Origin of the sequence: Streptomyces sp. HUAS 31 (assembly GCF_028198125.1) — a bacterium.
Classification (GTDB): Bacteria; Actinomycetota; Actinomycetes; order Streptomycetales; family Streptomycetaceae; genus Streptomyces; species Streptomyces chartreusis.
In genome coordinates, this window is sequence record NZ_CP116353.1 from 4,992,173 (window position 1) to 5,007,451 (window position 15,279).

General features: G+C 73.3%; 21 protein-coding genes. 13 read left to right on the top strand and 8 right to left on the bottom strand.

Annotation, left to right across the window (positions count from 1 at the left end):
• The first annotated feature begins 7 nt into the window (after positions 1 to 7).
• The 7 genes from PGH47_RS22140 (at position 8) to PGH47_RS22170 (ending at position 5,707) form a co-directional block, all read left to right on the top strand.
• Positions 8 to 286 (top strand): hypothetical protein, encoded by a 279-nt coding sequence (locus PGH47_RS22140; protein WP_271664878.1) that lies wholly within the window; start codon positions 8 to 10, stop codon positions 284 to 286.
• A gap of 140 nt (positions 287 to 426) precedes the next feature.
• On the top strand, positions 427 to 1,257 hold the full coding sequence (locus PGH47_RS22145; RefSeq protein WP_271664879.1) for a carboxypeptidase regulatory-like domain-containing protein: 831 nt from the start codon (positions 427 to 429) through the stop codon (positions 1,255 to 1,257).
• A 224-nt stretch (positions 1,258 to 1,481) separates the two neighbouring features.
• The gene (locus tag PGH47_RS22150) at positions 1,482 to 2,000 is read left to right on the top strand and encodes a hypothetical protein (protein WP_271664880.1); all 519 of its coding nucleotides are present in this window, start codon (positions 1,482 to 1,484) and stop codon (positions 1,998 to 2,000) included.
• 95 nt (positions 2,001 to 2,095) lie between these two features.
• A complete protein-coding gene (locus PGH47_RS22155) occupies positions 2,096 to 2,935 on the top strand; it encodes a DUF4097 family beta strand repeat-containing protein (protein WP_271664881.1) in 840 nt (279 codons plus the stop codon).
• A 110-nt stretch (positions 2,936 to 3,045) separates the two neighbouring features.
• Positions 3,046 to 4,035, top strand: a complete 990-nt coding sequence (locus tag PGH47_RS22160; protein WP_271668120.1) for an ATP-binding cassette domain-containing protein — start codon at positions 3,046 to 3,048, stop codon at positions 4,033 to 4,035.
• Positions 4,032 to 4,814, top strand: a complete 783-nt coding sequence (locus tag PGH47_RS22165) for an ABC transporter permease (protein ID WP_271664882.1) — start codon at positions 4,032 to 4,034, stop codon at positions 4,812 to 4,814. The genes PGH47_RS22160 and PGH47_RS22165 overlap by 4 nt, the downstream gene beginning before the upstream one ends.
• A 146-nt stretch (positions 4,815 to 4,960) precedes the next feature.
• Positions 4,961 to 5,707 carry a class I SAM-dependent methyltransferase gene (locus PGH47_RS22170; RefSeq protein ID WP_271668121.1) on the top strand — a complete coding sequence of 249 codons (747 nt, stop codon included), beginning with the start codon at positions 4,961 to 4,963 and terminating at the stop codon, positions 5,705 to 5,707.
• 36 nt (positions 5,708 to 5,743) lie between these two features.
• Here the strand turns inward: PGH47_RS22170 and PGH47_RS22175 are convergent, their stop codons facing one another.
• Entirely contained in the window at positions 5,744 to 6,202 is a 459-nt protein-coding gene (locus PGH47_RS22175) for an FxLYD domain-containing protein (RefSeq protein WP_271664883.1), read from the bottom strand.
• Between the two features lie 176 nt (positions 6,203 to 6,378).
• Between PGH47_RS22175 and PGH47_RS22180 the strand changes: the two genes are divergently transcribed.
• Positions 6,379 to 6,972 (top strand): DUF7144 family membrane protein, encoded by a 594-nt coding sequence (locus PGH47_RS22180; RefSeq protein ID WP_271664884.1) that lies wholly within the window; start codon positions 6,379 to 6,381, stop codon positions 6,970 to 6,972.
• Here the strand turns inward: PGH47_RS22180 and PGH47_RS22185 are convergent.
• From PGH47_RS22185 to PGH47_RS22210, 6 genes are all read right to left on the bottom strand, one after another.
• Positions 6,932 to 7,120 (bottom strand): hypothetical protein, encoded by a 189-nt coding sequence (locus PGH47_RS22185; protein WP_163016870.1) that lies wholly within the window; start codon positions 7,118 to 7,120, stop codon positions 6,932 to 6,934. The two genes, PGH47_RS22180 and PGH47_RS22185, sit on opposite strands and share 41 nt — an antisense overlap.
• Positions 7,121 to 7,230: 110 nt before the next feature.
• Positions 7,231 to 7,599, bottom strand: a complete 369-nt coding sequence (locus PGH47_RS22190; RefSeq protein ID WP_126903801.1) for a DUF6479 family protein — start codon at positions 7,597 to 7,599, stop codon at positions 7,231 to 7,233.
• A 68-nt stretch (positions 7,600 to 7,667) separates the two neighbouring features.
• On the bottom strand, positions 7,668 to 8,117 hold the full coding sequence (locus tag PGH47_RS22195) for a VOC family protein (RefSeq protein WP_271664885.1): 450 nt from the start codon (positions 8,115 to 8,117) through the stop codon (positions 7,668 to 7,670).
• A gap of 86 nt (positions 8,118 to 8,203) precedes the next feature.
• On the bottom strand, positions 8,204 to 9,031 hold the full coding sequence (locus PGH47_RS22200; protein WP_271664886.1) for a class I SAM-dependent methyltransferase: 828 nt from the start codon (positions 9,029 to 9,031) through the stop codon (positions 8,204 to 8,206).
• Positions 9,032 to 9,157: 126 nt separating this feature from the next.
• A complete protein-coding gene (locus tag PGH47_RS22205) occupies positions 9,158 to 9,820 on the bottom strand; it encodes a DUF305 domain-containing protein (RefSeq protein WP_271664887.1) in 663 nt (220 codons plus the stop codon).
• 109 nt (positions 9,821 to 9,929) lie between these two features.
• The gene (locus PGH47_RS22210) at positions 9,930 to 10,292 is read right to left on the bottom strand and encodes a DUF6153 family protein (RefSeq protein ID WP_271664888.1); all 363 of its coding nucleotides are present in this window, start codon (positions 10,290 to 10,292) and stop codon (positions 9,930 to 9,932) included.
• Positions 10,293 to 10,530: 238 nt separating this feature from the next.
• Between PGH47_RS22210 and PGH47_RS22215 the strand changes: the two genes are divergently transcribed.
• From PGH47_RS22215 to PGH47_RS22230, 4 genes are all read left to right on the top strand, one after another.
• The gene (locus tag PGH47_RS22215) at positions 10,531 to 10,905 is read left to right on the top strand and encodes a Tat pathway signal sequence domain protein (RefSeq protein ID WP_271664889.1); all 375 of its coding nucleotides are present in this window, start codon (positions 10,531 to 10,533) and stop codon (positions 10,903 to 10,905) included.
• Positions 10,902 to 11,537 carry a class F sortase gene (locus PGH47_RS22220; RefSeq protein WP_271664890.1) on the top strand — a complete coding sequence of 212 codons (636 nt, stop codon included), beginning with the start codon at positions 10,902 to 10,904 and terminating at the stop codon, positions 11,535 to 11,537. Before PGH47_RS22215 ends, PGH47_RS22220 begins: the two co-directional genes overlap by 4 nt.
• A 131-nt stretch (positions 11,538 to 11,668) precedes the next feature.
• Positions 11,669 to 12,163 carry an RNA polymerase sigma factor gene (locus PGH47_RS22225; protein WP_107904855.1) on the top strand — a complete coding sequence of 165 codons (495 nt, stop codon included), beginning with the start codon at positions 11,669 to 11,671 and terminating at the stop codon, positions 12,161 to 12,163.
• Positions 12,147 to 12,674 (top strand): hypothetical protein, encoded by a 528-nt coding sequence (locus PGH47_RS22230; protein ID WP_271664891.1) that lies wholly within the window; start codon positions 12,147 to 12,149, stop codon positions 12,672 to 12,674. The genes PGH47_RS22225 and PGH47_RS22230 overlap by 17 nt, the downstream gene beginning before the upstream one ends.
• Positions 12,675 to 12,689: 15 nt before the next feature.
• Here PGH47_RS22230 and PGH47_RS22235 read toward each other — a convergent pair whose 3' ends face one another.
• Entirely contained in the window at positions 12,690 to 13,622 is a 933-nt protein-coding gene (locus tag PGH47_RS22235) for an expansin EXLX1 family cellulose-binding protein (RefSeq protein WP_271664892.1), read from the bottom strand.
• 190 nt (positions 13,623 to 13,812) lie between these two features.
• Here PGH47_RS22235 and PGH47_RS22240 point away from each other — a divergent pair, with 190 nt between their 5' ends.
• The gene (locus PGH47_RS22240) at positions 13,813 to 15,228 is read left to right on the top strand and encodes a hypothetical protein (RefSeq protein ID WP_271664893.1); all 1,416 of its coding nucleotides are present in this window, start codon (positions 13,813 to 13,815) and stop codon (positions 15,226 to 15,228) included.
• Positions 15,229 to 15,279 lie beyond the last annotated feature (51 nt).

Sequence of the window (15,279 nt, forward strand, 5' to 3'; positions counted from 1 at the left end):
CGGACGCGTGGCACGCACCTTCGACGAACTGGTCGCGATGCAGCGGGCGGCGGACCGGGCCCACAGCCGGGTGGAGGAACTCCGGGACGAGTACGGCCCGCCCACCCGCACCCCCTGGACCGGGCCCCGGAACGACTCCTACGAATCCGCCTGGCGCACCTGGCGCGCCCTCGCCCAGGAGGTCCAGTCGGCCGTCACCACCCACGCCGCGGAACAGGGCACGGCACGCAGCCAGGTGGAATCGGACGTGAAGAAGGCGGCGCGGCATCCGGGGGCGGGCGGCTGACTCCGTCCGCGCCCGGACGGGTGGTGCGCGTCGCTCCGACGGCTCCTACGGCCGGTCGGCGCGTGTCATCGGCGCGTCCGGCCGGGAAACTCCCCGGTGAGGGTGGGGTGCCGCCGAGGTGTGTGAGGAGCTCCACCGCGATGAGCTGGTCCCGCAGGTCCTGGAAGACGACGGTGCTCGGGTCGCTCGCGATGGCGGGCGCGGTGCTCGTGCCGGGGACGGCGTACGGCGGTGCGGCACCCGGTGGGCCGGGCGGGCCGGCCGGTCAGGGCGATCCGGGTGGTCAGGAGCTGTGGGCCTCCGCGACCATCGAGCCCGGCCGGAAGGGCGTCGTCGAGGTCGGCGGCTACGAGGGTGAGCCGCTCGGCGAGGGATCGGTACTGACGTTGACGGCGCCGGCCAAGGCACGGGTGACGGGTGTGCCGTTCGCCGGGCTCGGCTACCGCGGCGCGGTGGCGCCGGGCGGGAACAGCGGGACGTACACCTTCGTGGGCGGAGCGGTGTCGACGTGGAAGGGACACACGTTCCCCTTCTCCCTGTCCGTCGACCCGGACGCCGAACCCGGCACCCGTCTCCCCGACTGCACCCTCGCCCTCAGCGACGCCGAGGGCACGGTGCACCGGCGCGGCACCTGCTCCGTCACGGTCGGACTGCCCGCCCCGGTCCTGTCCCACCCGGCCTCGGGCGTACCGCTGAGCGCGCTGCCGGAGACATCGGGCACGGCCTATCCGGGCGCCCAGATCACCGTCCGCGACGCCCAGGAGGACGAGGTCTGCGCGACGACTGCGGCACCGAACGGCACCTGGTCCTGCGTCCCCGGCCGCGCCCTCCCCGCCGGTGCGGGCCGCCTCCAGGCGACGGCCACCCTGAACGGGGTCAGCGCGATGAGCGAACAGATCGACATCGTGGTGACCGGGTCGGCGCGGGACGAGCACGACACGGTGTCGGACGGCGGGGGCGGGCGGCTCTAGGCCCCATGGTTCGGGTGGCGCCGGCTGGCGTCACAGTGGTGTCAGATGGTGCCATCGCGGCGCCACGCGTCGCATTCCAAGACGTCAGGGTGCGCGTGGTGCCGTAGTGGCATCGGTCATTCTCCCTGCATTTTCGCAGGTGAGGGTGCTGAATGGCCCGCTCGGCCCCTCCGTGACGCCAAGGGGGCTTGCGGGTGGCGCCACTGTGGTGTCATGATGGCGTCATGGACCTCACCCCGTATGTCGACAACCTTCGCCGTGAACTCGCGGTGGCCGCCGAGGCCGGTGGGGAGGACGCGCGAGAGCTGGCCGAGCGGCTCACCGCTCCGCTGGAGTCGGCGACCCGGCTGACCATGCTCAACGTGCTCTCCGCCGCGATGGACGAGATCACCCGCGAACTCGCCCCCGGCTCGGTCGACGTACGGCTGCGCGGACTCGACCCCGACTTCGTGGTGACGCTGCCGCCCACCGACAGCGGCGCCCCCGTGGAGCCGACCGTGCCCGCCGATGCCCTCGCCCACCCGGCCCCGGCCGACGCCGACGAGGGCGGCACCGCCCGGGTCAATCTGCGTCTGCCCGCCAACCTCAAGGCGCGCGCCGAGGAGGCCGCCGGCCGCGAGGGCCTGTCGGTCAACGCGTGGCTCGTGCGGGCCGTGTCGGCGGCGGTCGACGGCGGCGCACGGCCGCGTACGCACCAGACGACCCACAGCGTCGGCCAGAGCTTCACGGGCTGGGTGCGCTAGCCGCGCCCGCCCGTCGCGCCGAGCACGAAGCCACTTCACCCACACCACGTCCCACCTGCGGGGACGCCCCAAGGACCCATGAGGACGGTACAGCCATGCCTTCTTTCGACTCTCCCGAACCGATCTCCGTCACCGCGCACGTGGCCGCCGGCTCCATCCGTCTCACCGCGGGCGACCGCGCCGACACCGTCGTGGACGTACGGCCCCGGGACCCGAAGCGGGACAAGGACGTGCGGGCCGCCGAGCAGACCGAGGTCACCTGGGCGAGCGGCGTCCTGACCGTCAGGACCAAGGAGCGCCGCCTGATCGGCCCCAGCGGCGTCGTCGACGTGACGGTCGAACTGCCCACGGGCTCACGCGTCGACGTGACCGACTCCTGGTCCGTGCTCGGCGAGGGCCGGCTCGGCGAGGTCCGGGTCAAGGCCTCGCTCGGCGACATCCGCCTCGACACCACCGGCCCGCTGACGCTGACCGCCGCCCACGGCACGGCCACCGTGGACCGGGTCGAGGGCGCGGCCGAGATCACCAGCAGCACCGGCAACGTACGCGTCGGCACGGTCGACGGCCCCGCGGTGCTGAAGAACTCGCACGGCACCATCACCGTCGGCACCGTGACCGGCGAACTGCGGGTCAGCGGCGCCAACGGCGGCGTCGACGTCTCGCGCGCCGGCGCCTCGGTCACCGGCACCACGACCAACGGCGCCCTCCGCGTCGGCGAAGTCGCCCGTGGCGAGGTCCAGTTGGAGACCGCCACCGGCTCGATCGAGGTCGGCATCCGCACGGGCACCGCCGCCTGGCTCGACGTCCGCTCCAGCCGCGGGCAGGTGCGCAACGCGCTCGCCGCTTCCGATGCCCCGGAGCGGACCGAGGACACCGTCAAGGTCCGCGCCCGGAGCAACTGGGGCAACATCGACATCCTCCGCGCCAAGGCCTGAGCACCCGATCCGTCACCGGCCCCACCGGAGCCCGCGCGCCCCGTCTCTCATCGGCCCCCACTCACCCAAGCCTTCGAACGGAGGGCGTCATGCCTTCTTCTGTCATGCCCATGCCTGGTCCGCGCCGGGGTGACGGTCCGCCGCCCTCCGCCGTCTCCACCATCGGCCTGCGCAAGTCGTACGGCGACAAGACCGTCCTTGACGGCATCGACCTGCGCATCCCGGCCGGTTCCGTGTTCGCGCTGCTCGGACCCAACGGCGCCGGCAAGACCACCACCGTGCAGATCCTGTCCACGCTCGTCGCCGCCGACGGCGGCCGGGCCCAGGTGGCCGGGCACGACGTCGCCGCCTCACCGGACGGCGTACGTGCCGCGATCGGCGTCACCGGCCAGTTCGCCGCGCTCGACGACCTGCTCACCGCCGAGGAGAACCTCCTCCTCATGGCCGACCTGCTGCGCCTCGGCAGGCGCGAAGGCGCGGCCCGCACACGGGAGTTGCTGGAGCGGTTCGAGATCGCGGACGTCGCGAGGAGCCGCGCCGCGACCTTCTCCGGCGGTATGCGCCGCCGCCTCGACCTCGCCATGACGCTGGTCGGCGACCCGGAGGTGATCTTCCTGGACGAACCGACGACCGGGCTGGACCCGCGCAGCCGCCGCACCATGTGGGACACGGTCCGCTCACTGGTCGCGGGCGGTGTCACCGTCTTCCTCACCACGCAGTACCTGGAGGAGGCCGACCAGTTGGCCGACCGGATCGCCGTCCTCGACGGCGGCCGGATCGTCGCCGAGGGCACCGCCGACGAACTCAAGGCGCAGATCCCCGGCAGCCACGTACGGCTGCGGTTCACCGACCCCGACGAATACGAGCGTGCGGGTGCCGCCTTCCCCGGCGCCGCCCGCGACGACGAGAACCTCGCCCTGCGCGTGGCCGGCGACGGCGGCCTGGACGCGCTGCGCGCCCTGCTCGACCGGCTGGACGCCGCCGGCATCCGGGCCGCCGACTTCTCCGTGCACACCCCCGACCTGGACGACGTGTTCCTCGCCCTGACCGGCGACGGCACCTCCGGCACCCCGCTCCACATGAAGGAGACCCCGCGATGAGCACCCTCGCCCACGCCGTGCACGACTCCAGGACGATGCTGCGGCGCAACCTCAAGCACGCGCTGCGCTATCCCGCCGTGTCCCTGGGCCCGGTCATGATGCCCCTGCTGATGCTGCTGCTGTTCGTGTACGCCTTCGGGGACTCGATCGGCGCCGGCATGGGCGGCGGCCGGGACGCGTATCTGGAGTATCTGACGCCCGGCATCATCATCATGGGCGTCGCGGCCGGCGCCATGTCGACCTCGATCGCGGTCTGCCAGGACATGACCGAGGGCATCATCAACCGCTTCCGCACCATGAACATCACGCGCTCCTCGTTCATGACCGGCCATGTCGTCGGCAGCGTCCTGACGACGGTGGTGAGCCTGGTCCTGGTGGTGGGCGTGGCGCTCGCGCTCGGCTTCCGCCCCGACGCGAACCCCGTCGAGTGGCTCGCGGCGGCCGGCCTGGTCACCGCCATCGCGTTCGCGGTGGCCTGGCTGTCGGCGGCGCTGGGGCTGATCTCCAGGACGGTCGAGTCCGCGAGCAACAAGCCGCTGCTCATCCAGTTCCTGCCGTTCCTCGGCTCCGCGTTCGTGCCGGCCGGCTCGATGGCCCCGGGCCTGCGCTGGTTCGCCGAGAACCAGCCCTTCACGCCGATGACCGAGACGCTGCGCGGTCTGCTCTCCGGCTCGGAGATCGGCAACAGCGGCTGGATCTCGCTCGCCTGGTGTGCCGGCATCGCCCTCGTCGGCTACGTCTGGTCGCGCTCGCTGTTCAACGGCACCACCAAGCGCTGAGCGTACGTACACACAGGTCCGGCTCCGGGTTCGTACCCGGAGCCGGACCGCTGCCCGGATCTTCGTGGCTTCCGCCAGTACGGCCCGGCGCCGGGGCGCCGGAAGACTGCCCGCAAGTGACCGGCGACAACGGGGAGGACATCGCGGTGAGCGTGCGGCAGCAGTACGACGACATCGGTGAGGCGTTCGAGGGGTTCAAGTCCCTGCCGCTGGCGCGGTACGGGGAGGTGCCGAGCTTCCTGGCCCTGGTCGGGGACGTGCGCGGCAAGGCGGTTCTCGACCTGGCCTCCGGCACCGGCTTCTACAGCAGGGAGTTCGCACGGCGGGGCGCCTCGGAGGTGCTCGGGATCGACATCTCCGGCGAAATGGTCGCCGTGGCGGAGGAGTTGGAGCGAAGCGCGCCGCTGGGCGTGCGCTACGAGGCCGGTGACGTCGCCGAACTGCGCCCCCTGGAGCGGCGCTACGACATCGCGACCGCGGTCCAGCTGCTCAACTACGCCCAGGACACCGCCGCCATGGAGCGGATGTGCCGCGCCGCGCACCGCAGCCTGGTGCCGGGCGGCGAGTTCTTCCTGCTCAACCAGAGGCCCGACTACCGCTTCGACGGCCCGCCCCTGGACCGCTACGGCTTCCGCAGCGAGCTGACCGGCGACGAGGCCGAGACCGGTCCGCGCGTACGCATCACGGCCCTGCTCGACCCGCACCCGATCTCGTTCGTCACCAACTGCCCGCGCCGCGAGGTCTACGAGAAGTGCCTGCGCGCGGCCGGATTCGACGACCTGACCTGGGTGCCGCTCCAGGTGTCCGAGGCCGGCCTGGAGGAGTTCGGCGCGGACTTCTGGGCGGACGTCCTCGCCAATCCGCCCCTGGTGATGCTCCGCTGCCGCGCCTGACGACGAGCGCGACGAGCCGCACGGCGGGGCCGCCGGCTAGTAGCGCACCGCCCGCTCCACCTCCGCCCGCACGTCCCCGCTCAGGTCACGGGTGCTGCGGGCGGTGCCCTTGCCGGACTGGTTCGCCGCGACGTCCGACACCGTCACCACGGACGCGTCGAGGAGGTTGCCGTCCTCGTCCTTGAAGTCGATCTGGACGGCGAAGGACTTCGTCGAGTCGGTCGTGTTCTCCACCGTGACGTCCACCGAGGCGCGGCCGTCGGAGTCGGTCGTGATGTCGCCCGCCTGCACCGAGCCCTTCGCGTCGATGCCGCCCTTGATCTCGTCGAACTGGCGGCCCGCCTCCGCCGTGGCCGAGGCGAAGGCGGACGCCGCCTTGCTGGCCACCGAGGTGGGCGTGTCGTCGTCCGAGCAGGAGGTCAGGGCGGTGACGGCCAGGGCGAGGGTCACCAGGAGGGTCGTGGTCGTTCGCCGGTTGGGGCGGTGAGCGGGCATGCGGGCTCCAAGGGTGCGTTCCGGTCCCTCCAGTGAAGATCCGCACCGGCACCTCCGCACGCCGGGCGTCACCCGATCGGCGTCTCCCCCGTGGTGGGCGACCCCTGTCCGGCCGATCGTCGTACCGACCCAGGAACCCGACCGCGGAAACCCGCGAGAAGTGGGGTACGGCAGCCATGAGCCAGCAGCAGTCGCAGCCGCAGTCGCATGCCAGCGATGCCGCCCACGGCCCTCCGGGGTCCCAGGCGGCCGGCGGGCCCGGTGGATCAGGTACGTCCCGGGCGACCTGGCCGTCCGCCGGGGCCGGCACCGAGCCGTCCGCCGCGTCCGGCGGTGCCCCCACCTCCGACTGGACCACCGGCGGGCTCGTCTTCGCCGGTGTGCTGATGCTGGTGAACGGGCTGCTGGCCATCCTCCAGGGCATCTCCGCGATCGCCGCGGACGACGTGTACGCCCGTATCGGCGACTACATCTTCAAGGCCAACCTCACGGCATGGGGCTGGATCCTGCTCGGCCTCGGCGTTCTCGCCCTGGGTGCCGGCGCCGGCATCCTCCAGGGAGCCTGGTGGGCGCGGATCACTGGCATCTTCCTGGCGTCCCTGAGCATGGTCGCCCACTTCCTGTTCCTGCCGTACACCCCGGTCTGGTCCGTGATCATGGTGGGCATCGACTTCTTCGTGATCCTCGCCCTGGCCCTGGCCCCGGACGTCTCCCGCCACTCGGACGCGGCTAGCGCTTCAAAGCGCGGTAACGCCGCAGCAGCTCACTGACCCGGGCCGGGTCCTTGCGGCCGTTCAGCTCGGTCAGCAGGTCGTCGGGGCACAGTTCGTAGAGGTCGCCCCAGAAGCGGCGGCCGTGGTTGTCCCAGATGCGATAGCCGCCGGGCACCCCCCTGGCCACGAAACGTCGCCTGCTCACTCGAACCCCCAGCCACCCTGTCCTTATGCGGACAGGGTGGCATCGGGCCGTGGCTTCCGTCGCCCGAATTCCGGGCCCAGCCGGCTGTTCGGGCTCTCAGGGGGTGTGGCTCAGGCGTGGCCTATTCCGCCGCCGCCGAAGGAACCGCTCTTGCCGGGGAGCCAGCGTTTACGGTTCTGGTCCTCGCTCCGTCTGCTGCCCGCATGGTGCAGGTCGTGCGGCAGCAGGCGTTCCCGGCCTTGCGCGTGCGGGACCTCGTCGGGTTCGCGCACCTCCCGGAGCTCATGGACCGGGCCGGTGTCGGGCAGGTGTGTCTGTTCATCCGGAGTGGGCCGTGGCAGCTCCCTGTCACGGACCCGCATGCCGAACTGCACCGCCCAGACCAGTGCGCCGGCGATGACCATTCCACCAACGAAGGCGGCGATCACGTTGAGTACTTCGCTCGACGTGGCCGCGAGTTCAAACGTCGCCGTACTCATGCCCCAATTATCACCGAAACGGCCGAATAAGCTCCCGGAGGAACGAACGGTTCCGCGCCCCGGCGGGTCTACGCGCGTTCCTCCCACTCCTCCTCGTCCCCCAGATCCGTGAACAGCGTCAGCTGAAGGGCCCCCGGTGCTTCGAGGCGCGAATTGAGGGAGTTCCACGGCGTACGGGTCGGCTCCGCCAGGACCTCGGCCCCGGCCGCCGCCAGCCTCGCGGTGGTGGCCGTGGAGTCGTCCACCTGGAAGGCGACCCTGATGTGCCCGGCCACGCGGCGGCCGACCTCCACCTCGTCGATGAAGCCGGCGTGGTTCGGGTCGGTCAGCTCCAGGGTCGCCCGGCCCGCGTCCAGGATGGTCACCCTGCCGTCGGGCGAGGAGAACGCGGCACGCTCCGGGAGCCCGAGCTCGTCCCGGTAGAAACGCAGCGCCTCGTCGTAGTCGGCGGCCGTGACCACCAGACGGAGCTCGTGGACGCGGGCGGGACGTTCGGCCGGGCTTGCGGACTCGGACATGAGCGGCTCCTCTTCGACGCTGCGACTGCTCGACGCATCGGCTCTTCGACGCATCGGCTCTTCGGCTCTTCGACGGTCGTCCTCGGTCAACCCGGTCGCGACGGCGGTTGATTCCGCCGGGGCCGTACGCCCCGCACCGCCCAGGCCCGTGCCGTGAGCCGGACGGAACCGTCCGGCGCGATCGGCACCCGCGCGTGCAGCGCGTCGCGCAGGCGGTCCCGGGCGGCCGGCGCGAGGGTGGCGACGTAACCCGGGGCCGGGCCCTGGCCCGTGAGGAAGGGATCCCAGAGGTCGGCGAAGTCCGCGAAGACCGTCGGCACCTCGACCGGGGTCGTCGAGATGTCGGCGAGTCCCGCGTCGGTCCACAGCCTGTGGAGAGCCTCCGGGCCGCAGCCGGGGAAGCGGCGGGCCTCGTCCAACGCGGCGGCGGCCGGGTCGGTCGCGGCGGCCGCCGTCCAGAAGGCGTGCAGGAAGCCCATGCCCTCGCCGTAGTCCCAGACGTACGCCGCGACCGGCCCGCCGGGGCGCACGGCTCGCGTCAACTCCCGTACGGCGACGGCCGGTTCGGGCAGGAAGTTCAGGGTCAGACCGCTGACCGCCACGTCGAACACGCCGTCGCGGACGGGCAGCGCCATGGCGTCCCCCACGACGAAGCCGGCCGCGCGGATCTTCGCGGCGGCGGCCGTGGCCACGAAGGCCTCGGAGCGGTCGCAGCCCAGCACCCGGTCCGGGTCGTGCATCTCCGTCACCAGCGCCGACAGCGCACCCGTGCCGCAGCCCACGTCCAGCCAGCGCAGACCGGCCGGGCGGTCGAGCCAGGCCAGGAACCGACGTGCGGCGGCCCGGGACCACCGGCCCATGTACCGCTCGTAGGCGGCTCCCGACGACCACACGTCGAAGCGCTGTTCTGCCATACCCGCAACGATCCTCCGTACCGCCGGGCACCGAAACCTCCGCAGGCTGCGGCAGCCACCGAAGAGGCACCGCGAACGGCGGGCGGCGGCCCCGGGACCGGGGGAGGGCCGCCGTCCGCCCCGGTGTCAGCCGGCGGTCTTGCCGAGCAGCTTGTTCATCTCCTGGATCTCGGCGGTCTGGGCGGTGACCACGGCGTCCGCGAGTTCGGTCGCCGGGCCGTAGCGGCCCTCGGACTTCTCGCTCTCGGCCATCTCCACGGCACCCTCGTGGTGTTCGACCATGAGGGTGAGGAACAGGGTGTCGAAGGCCTTGCCGGACGCCTTCATGAGCTCGTCCATGTCCTTCGCGTCCATCATCCCGGCCATCCCCGAGCCGCCGGAGTGACCGGAGTGGCCCATGCCGGGCGCGGCCGACGGCACGTCCTCACCCCAGGTCCTCAGCCAGCCGGACATGGTCTTGATCTCCGGGTCCTGGGCCTTGCGGATCCGCTCGGCGAGGTCCTTGACCTGCGTGGACGAGGCGCGGTCGGCGGCCATTTCGGCCATCTGCAACGCCTGCTGGTGGTGCGGGATCATGCCCTGCGCGAAGGTGACGTCCTGCGCGTTGTGCGCGCCGGCGTTCGCGGAGGGCGAGGAGGACGAGGAGGACGCCTCGGCGGCCGCGTCCGAGTCGCCGCCGTCTGCGCCGCACGCGGCGAGGACGAGGGCGGCGGAAACGGCCGTGGCGGCCAGGGCGGTCCGGCGGACGAACCCGCGGGTCGTGCCGGTCGCGCGAGTGGTGCTGGTCATGCTGGAACTCCTGCGGTGTGCATGGGATGCCGCGCCCTCGCGGGGCGTGGCACGGACATGGCTGAGCGCCGTACGCCCCGGTGGTGACGGGGGACGGCTCGGCCTTGTCCTAGGTCCGCAGGATCTGCAGTTCGGCCAGTGAGGGAGGCGCGCGATCGCCGTCCGGCACCGCGGCCGGGGAGCGGCGGTCGAGGTCGCCCGTGACGCCGGTGCCGGCCGGGTCGGGCACCAGGGCCGGGAGTGCGGGACCGGCGCCGACGGCGCCGGAGGCGCAGGTCGGGTCGGCGTGCTGGGCGTGTCCGCCACTCGTGCCGCCGCCGTGGCAGACGGCCTCGTCGGTCATGGCCGTCGGATGGCCGCTCATGGCGCGGGCGTGCCCGTGCCCCGCCGCGGAGTGCGACGCGACCGTGCCGCCGGGTCCGAGCCCGTGCATGCCGAACAGCCCGGCGAGCAGCCCGAGCAGCAGAAGCATGCGCCACGGTCCCGGGATCGGGAGCCGCGGCGCACGGTGATGCTGTGCACGGGCTGTCACGCCCTCATCGTACGTAGGCCGCGCGCGAGCGACTCAACGGACCTCCGGCAGACGGCCGTACGGCGACTTTGCCATCTCTTTACAACCCGTCCCGCCGCTGCCTCGTCTCTCCGCTCGACCCGTCACCCAGCCCGCCGGACACGGCAGTACCGGCGGACCGACGAAAGAGAGCGAGTCCATGCGCCGCACCACGTTCAGCGCCCTGGCACTGACCTGCACGGCCCTCCTGGCCGCCGCCACCCCCGCGTTCGCCGACTCGGCCACCCCGAGCCCCGTCCCGACCCGGCCCTCGGCCGCCTCGCCGACCCCCACCGCCGAGCCGACCCGGCACCCCTCCCCCGTCCCCTCGGCACCGTCGGCCGAGCCGACCCGCGCGCCGGGCAGCGGCCAGGTCTCCGTCCGGCCGTCCGGCGCGCCCGACACCGGCGTGACGCCGACCTCGGGCACCGGGAGCGACAAGGGCGGGCTGATCGGCGGTGGCGCGGCCGCCCTGCTGCTGGCCGGCGGCGCGACCACGTTCGTCGTACGGCGTCGGAGGGCGACCGGCGCATGACGGGGCTCTCCAGGCGGGCGTTCACCACGGCGGCGATGGCGTCGCTGCTGGTGGGCTGCGCCGGGCAGGCCACCGAGCAGGACGCGAGCGCCAGAAGGTCGAGGGGGCGGGAGGAGACGGGCGACGGCTCGTCCTCCGACTCCTCGGCGTCGGCGAACTCGGGGAGAGCGCTGGGCCGTTCGGTGCCGGTCCGGCTGCGGATCCCGGCGATCGGCGTCGACACCCCCGTCATGGGGCTCGGCCTGGCCCGGGACGGCACCGTCGAGGTGCCGCCGATCACCGCCGACGACCGGGCCGGCTGGTACCGGCACTCGCCGACGCCGGGCCAGGTCGGCCCGTCGGTGATCCTCGGCCATGTCACGGTCGGCGCCTACGGCGACGGTGTCTTCCGCCGCCTGGGGGAGCTGCGGCGGGGCGACCGGATCGTGGCGCGCAGACAGGACGGCTCCTCGGCGGAGTTCACGGTCGGCGCCGTACGGACGGTGGCCAAGGCCGACTTCCCGGCGGACCAGGTCTACGGCGACGTCGACCGCCCGGAGCTGCGTCTGATCACCTGCGGGGGCCCGCGCGAGGGCAAGGAGTACCGCGACAACGTGATCGTGTTCGCGTCGCTGAGCCCGGCGGCCCCTTGACCGAGGAAGAGGGATCCGGAGCCGGGCCGGGCGGCCGTGGGAACGCGAGCCGACGGTCCGGCATCCTCCCTCATGAGCCCGCGGGAGCCGGGCCCACGAATGCCGATCCGCCGTCCCGATCATGGAGTGCGTTGAAACGGTCCCGAGACAGGGCAGCGTCCGAGCTGTTCGCTGCCCTGTACCCGCGCCTGGCCGGCTGGTGCCGCCGTCTCGTCGACGACGACGAGACGGCGCACGAGATCGCCTCCGAGGCCTTCACCAGGCTGTGGGCCCGCTGGAACCGGGTGGAGGAACCGCGCGGCTTCCTCTACGTCACCGCCGCGAACCTCGTCCGGGACCACTGGCGCAAACTGGAGCGCGAGCGCCGGGCGATGCGGCGGGCCACGACGGAGGCGGCCGTCAACAACGCGCACACGGAACAGGCGGACCCGTCGGTGCGCCTGCTGGTCCAGTCCCTCCCCGAACGGCTCCGCACCCCGATCCTCCTCCACTACTACGCTGACATGCCGATCCGGGAGGTGTCCGTGCTGACCGGTCGCAAGGAAGGGACCGTCAAGGCCGACCTGCACGCGGCCCGCGAACTGCTCCGCGTCCACCTGAGGAGAAGCCTTGACCACACGCTTTGACGAGGACGACGTGGACGGCCCGGAGTTCTTCCCCGACGACCCCCTCGCGGTCATCCTCCGCGCGCCCGCGGACCATCTCGCCCCGCCCCCCGGCCACTACGAGACGCTCCGCCGCAAGGCGTCCCGCCGACGCATGCTGCGTACGGCCACCGGGGTGGGCGTGACCTGCGCCGTGGCGCTGCTCGTCGCGCTGCCGTTCACCACGGGCCGCCCGGACGGTCCGGCGAACCCCGCGCCGCCGCTCGCACCCCCGCCCACGAGCGACCGCACGACACCGCCCTCCCCCTCGCCCACCACCCCGAGTCCCTCGGCGTCCGCGGCCCGCACCCCGTCACAGGGCAGGACGGCGCCCCCGACGCCGACCCCGCGGCCCGGGACACCGACCTCGGAGCCCACCCGCGATCCACAGGCTGTTTCCCGGACGCCGGGCGTGACGCCGACCCCCACGGCCCGGCCGTCGACCGAGCCGACGCGCGGGACCGGCGACGAGGCGACACCGTCCGCCGGGTAGTCAGGTGGCGACGGGTCAGTGCGCCGCGAATTGGACCCCGGTCGGCTGCGCCACGTCGGGACGTATCGCGAGCCCGTCGACCGTCAGCGTCTCGCCGTAGATGTCCGTGAGCCGGATCGCCGCCCCGCAGCCCGCGCCCTGCTCGGACCGGAAGTAGTTGTACTCGGTGCGCGTCAGCCGCTGCCAGCCGCCGGCCGTCCGCACCTCCAGGCGGGCCAGGGGGTTCCGGTGGCTCACCGCCTGGATCTCGCACCAGTAGCGGCTGGAGCCGGTCTTGTAGCGGACCGAGATCTTCTCGGAGACGGCCGGGCTCAGCAGCCGCCAGGTGATCGGGATCTGCCCCGTGACGGGCGCGGCCAGCCTGGCGAACGCCTGGGCGCTGAGGTCGAGTTGGCCGGGTGCGCAGGGCAGGGGGCACTCGTTGGTGATCCGGACCGTGACGGTGGCGCCGCTCGCCGCCCGGACCCGGACGTACGCCCCGCAGGCCATGGCGGTCTCGTAGTCGGTGGTGTTCATCGCCGCGGTCATGACGTCGTCGGTCGGGCCGAACAGGCAGGCGCCGTCGCCGTCTCCGGTGCCGTAGAAAGTGGCGGTTCCCTTGTGGTCGACGCCGGGGCGTATCCGTCCTGCCAACGGGGCGGAGGCCGAGGCGGGTCGAGGGGTGGGGGTGGGGGACGCCTTGGTGGGCTTCGGCTTCTTGGGTGTGGACGTCGGCTCGGGCGTCGGCTTCGGCTTCTGGGTGGGTGTCGAGTGCGGGGTGGCCGAGCGGGCGGTTGCGGCGGCCGGCTTGGCCGTCGACGCGACCGCCTTGGTCTCACCGTCGGGGCGCAGGGCCACGACCAGGGACACGGCCACGGCGACGGCCGCCACTACGGCGGCGGAGACGAGGGCCGTGCGCCGCTTGTCCGGGGACCGGCGATGGGGACGGGAACGGGGACTGGATGCCACGGGTGGGTCCTTACGCGGTTCGGTGAGAGCTGGCCATGTGTCAGTGGTCGCCGGGCGCGGAAAGGTTGCCGCGCGTTTCGGGGTGCGCGGAAATTCCCTCGCGGGCTCCGCGCGCGGGGTTTACGCTCGCCGCGATGACGACTCATTCTGTTGACAGATCGGGGGTCCCGTCCGCGCAAGGTGAGTGCTGATGGGCACTCCGAACGCGAACGGGGAACCACGGGTTTCCTTCTGGCCGCGCGTGCGCGAGTTCGCCGTGCCGGCCTCCATGATCGAGACCGCGACCGCCCGCCGGCTCGCCGGGGACTGGGCTGGGGCCTGTGCCGCCGCGGGTGTCGACGTCGATCTCAATCTGCGCTCCCTGGCCCGTGACCACGGGCGTGAGGCCGCTGCCCGGGTCCGCGACGACCTGCGCGCCCTGGCTCCCGACCTGCTGCGCTGGCACATGCCCCGGATCGCCCCCGACGGACTGCTGCGCCCGGGGGTGACACTCGCGCTCGCCCGTTACGGCGGCACGGGACGCGGGCGCCGGCAGCCGCTGCAACTCGTGGTGCGGACTCCGCCCGCGTGGGCGGACGCCGGCCAGCGGATCAGCCTGGCGCTGTGGGACGGGGGACACGGGCGCGGCGGTGCGGCCCCGCCGGACGGACCTGCCCCTCCCCATCCGCACCCCCGGCCCAGCCGGCGGTTCCGGCTCGATCTGCACCGGCATCTCTGGGACGCCCGCCGCGCCGGTGAGCTGCGGATCCGTGCCGGGGCCGGGGCGGGTTCCGACCTGCCGGGCGACGGCGTGCCGTACGGGTCCCTCTGTGCCGTCGACCGGTGGGCCGACGAGGCGTCGCTGCTGCTGCGTGCCGAGGGACGCTCCCGCGGTGCCGTGGTCGTGCGACTGGGGGACCGGCACCGGCTCCTGCTGGAGGTGTCCGGGGACGGGGACGGGCACGGAGCGGACGGGCCGCGGATCGTGGAGTCCGCCGGGCGCCGTGCCTCCGCGTCGCCCGCCCTGCCCGTGCTGCCCGACGCCGCGACCTGGGTCCTGCCCGACCTGGAGCTGCTGCGGGCCGGTGCGATCGACGCCGGCCGGCTGCATCCGCTGGTCGCCTCCGCGCTCGTACCGGAGCGTTCCGGGACGGGAACCGTCCGGTCCGCCGAGGGACACGGATCGGCGCGGTACGTGACGTGCCGGGGCGACCGGCATCGGATCGGGCTGGTCGACGGGGTGCTCGCGCCCCTCGACCACGCGCCCGACGAGATCCGGCGCGAGGAACTCCTCGCCGCGCTCACCGGCACCCCGCTGCCCTGTCTCCAGGCCATCGACGACGCGCACCGCCGTCCCGAGTGCCTGCCCGACGTCCGCGAACGCCTCTGGCACGGCGACGTCGCCGGGGCGCTGGCCGTCGTCGAGGGGCTGTTGGGGCCGGACGCGGTGCTGCGGGCCGGGGCGCTGCGGGACGAGCTGGAGGCGATCGCGCGGCGCCGGGTCGCCTACGGGCTCTTCCGGGCCGGGCTGGCCGGCCCCCGGCCGGGACCCGTCCGCTACGACGAACGCGTCCCCCAGCGCTCCGGCGCCCACCGCGCCCGCCCGCGGCACGCGACCTTCTCCTGACCCGCGCGACCGATCCTCTGCCCACTCCGCACAGACCCACGGTGATGACAC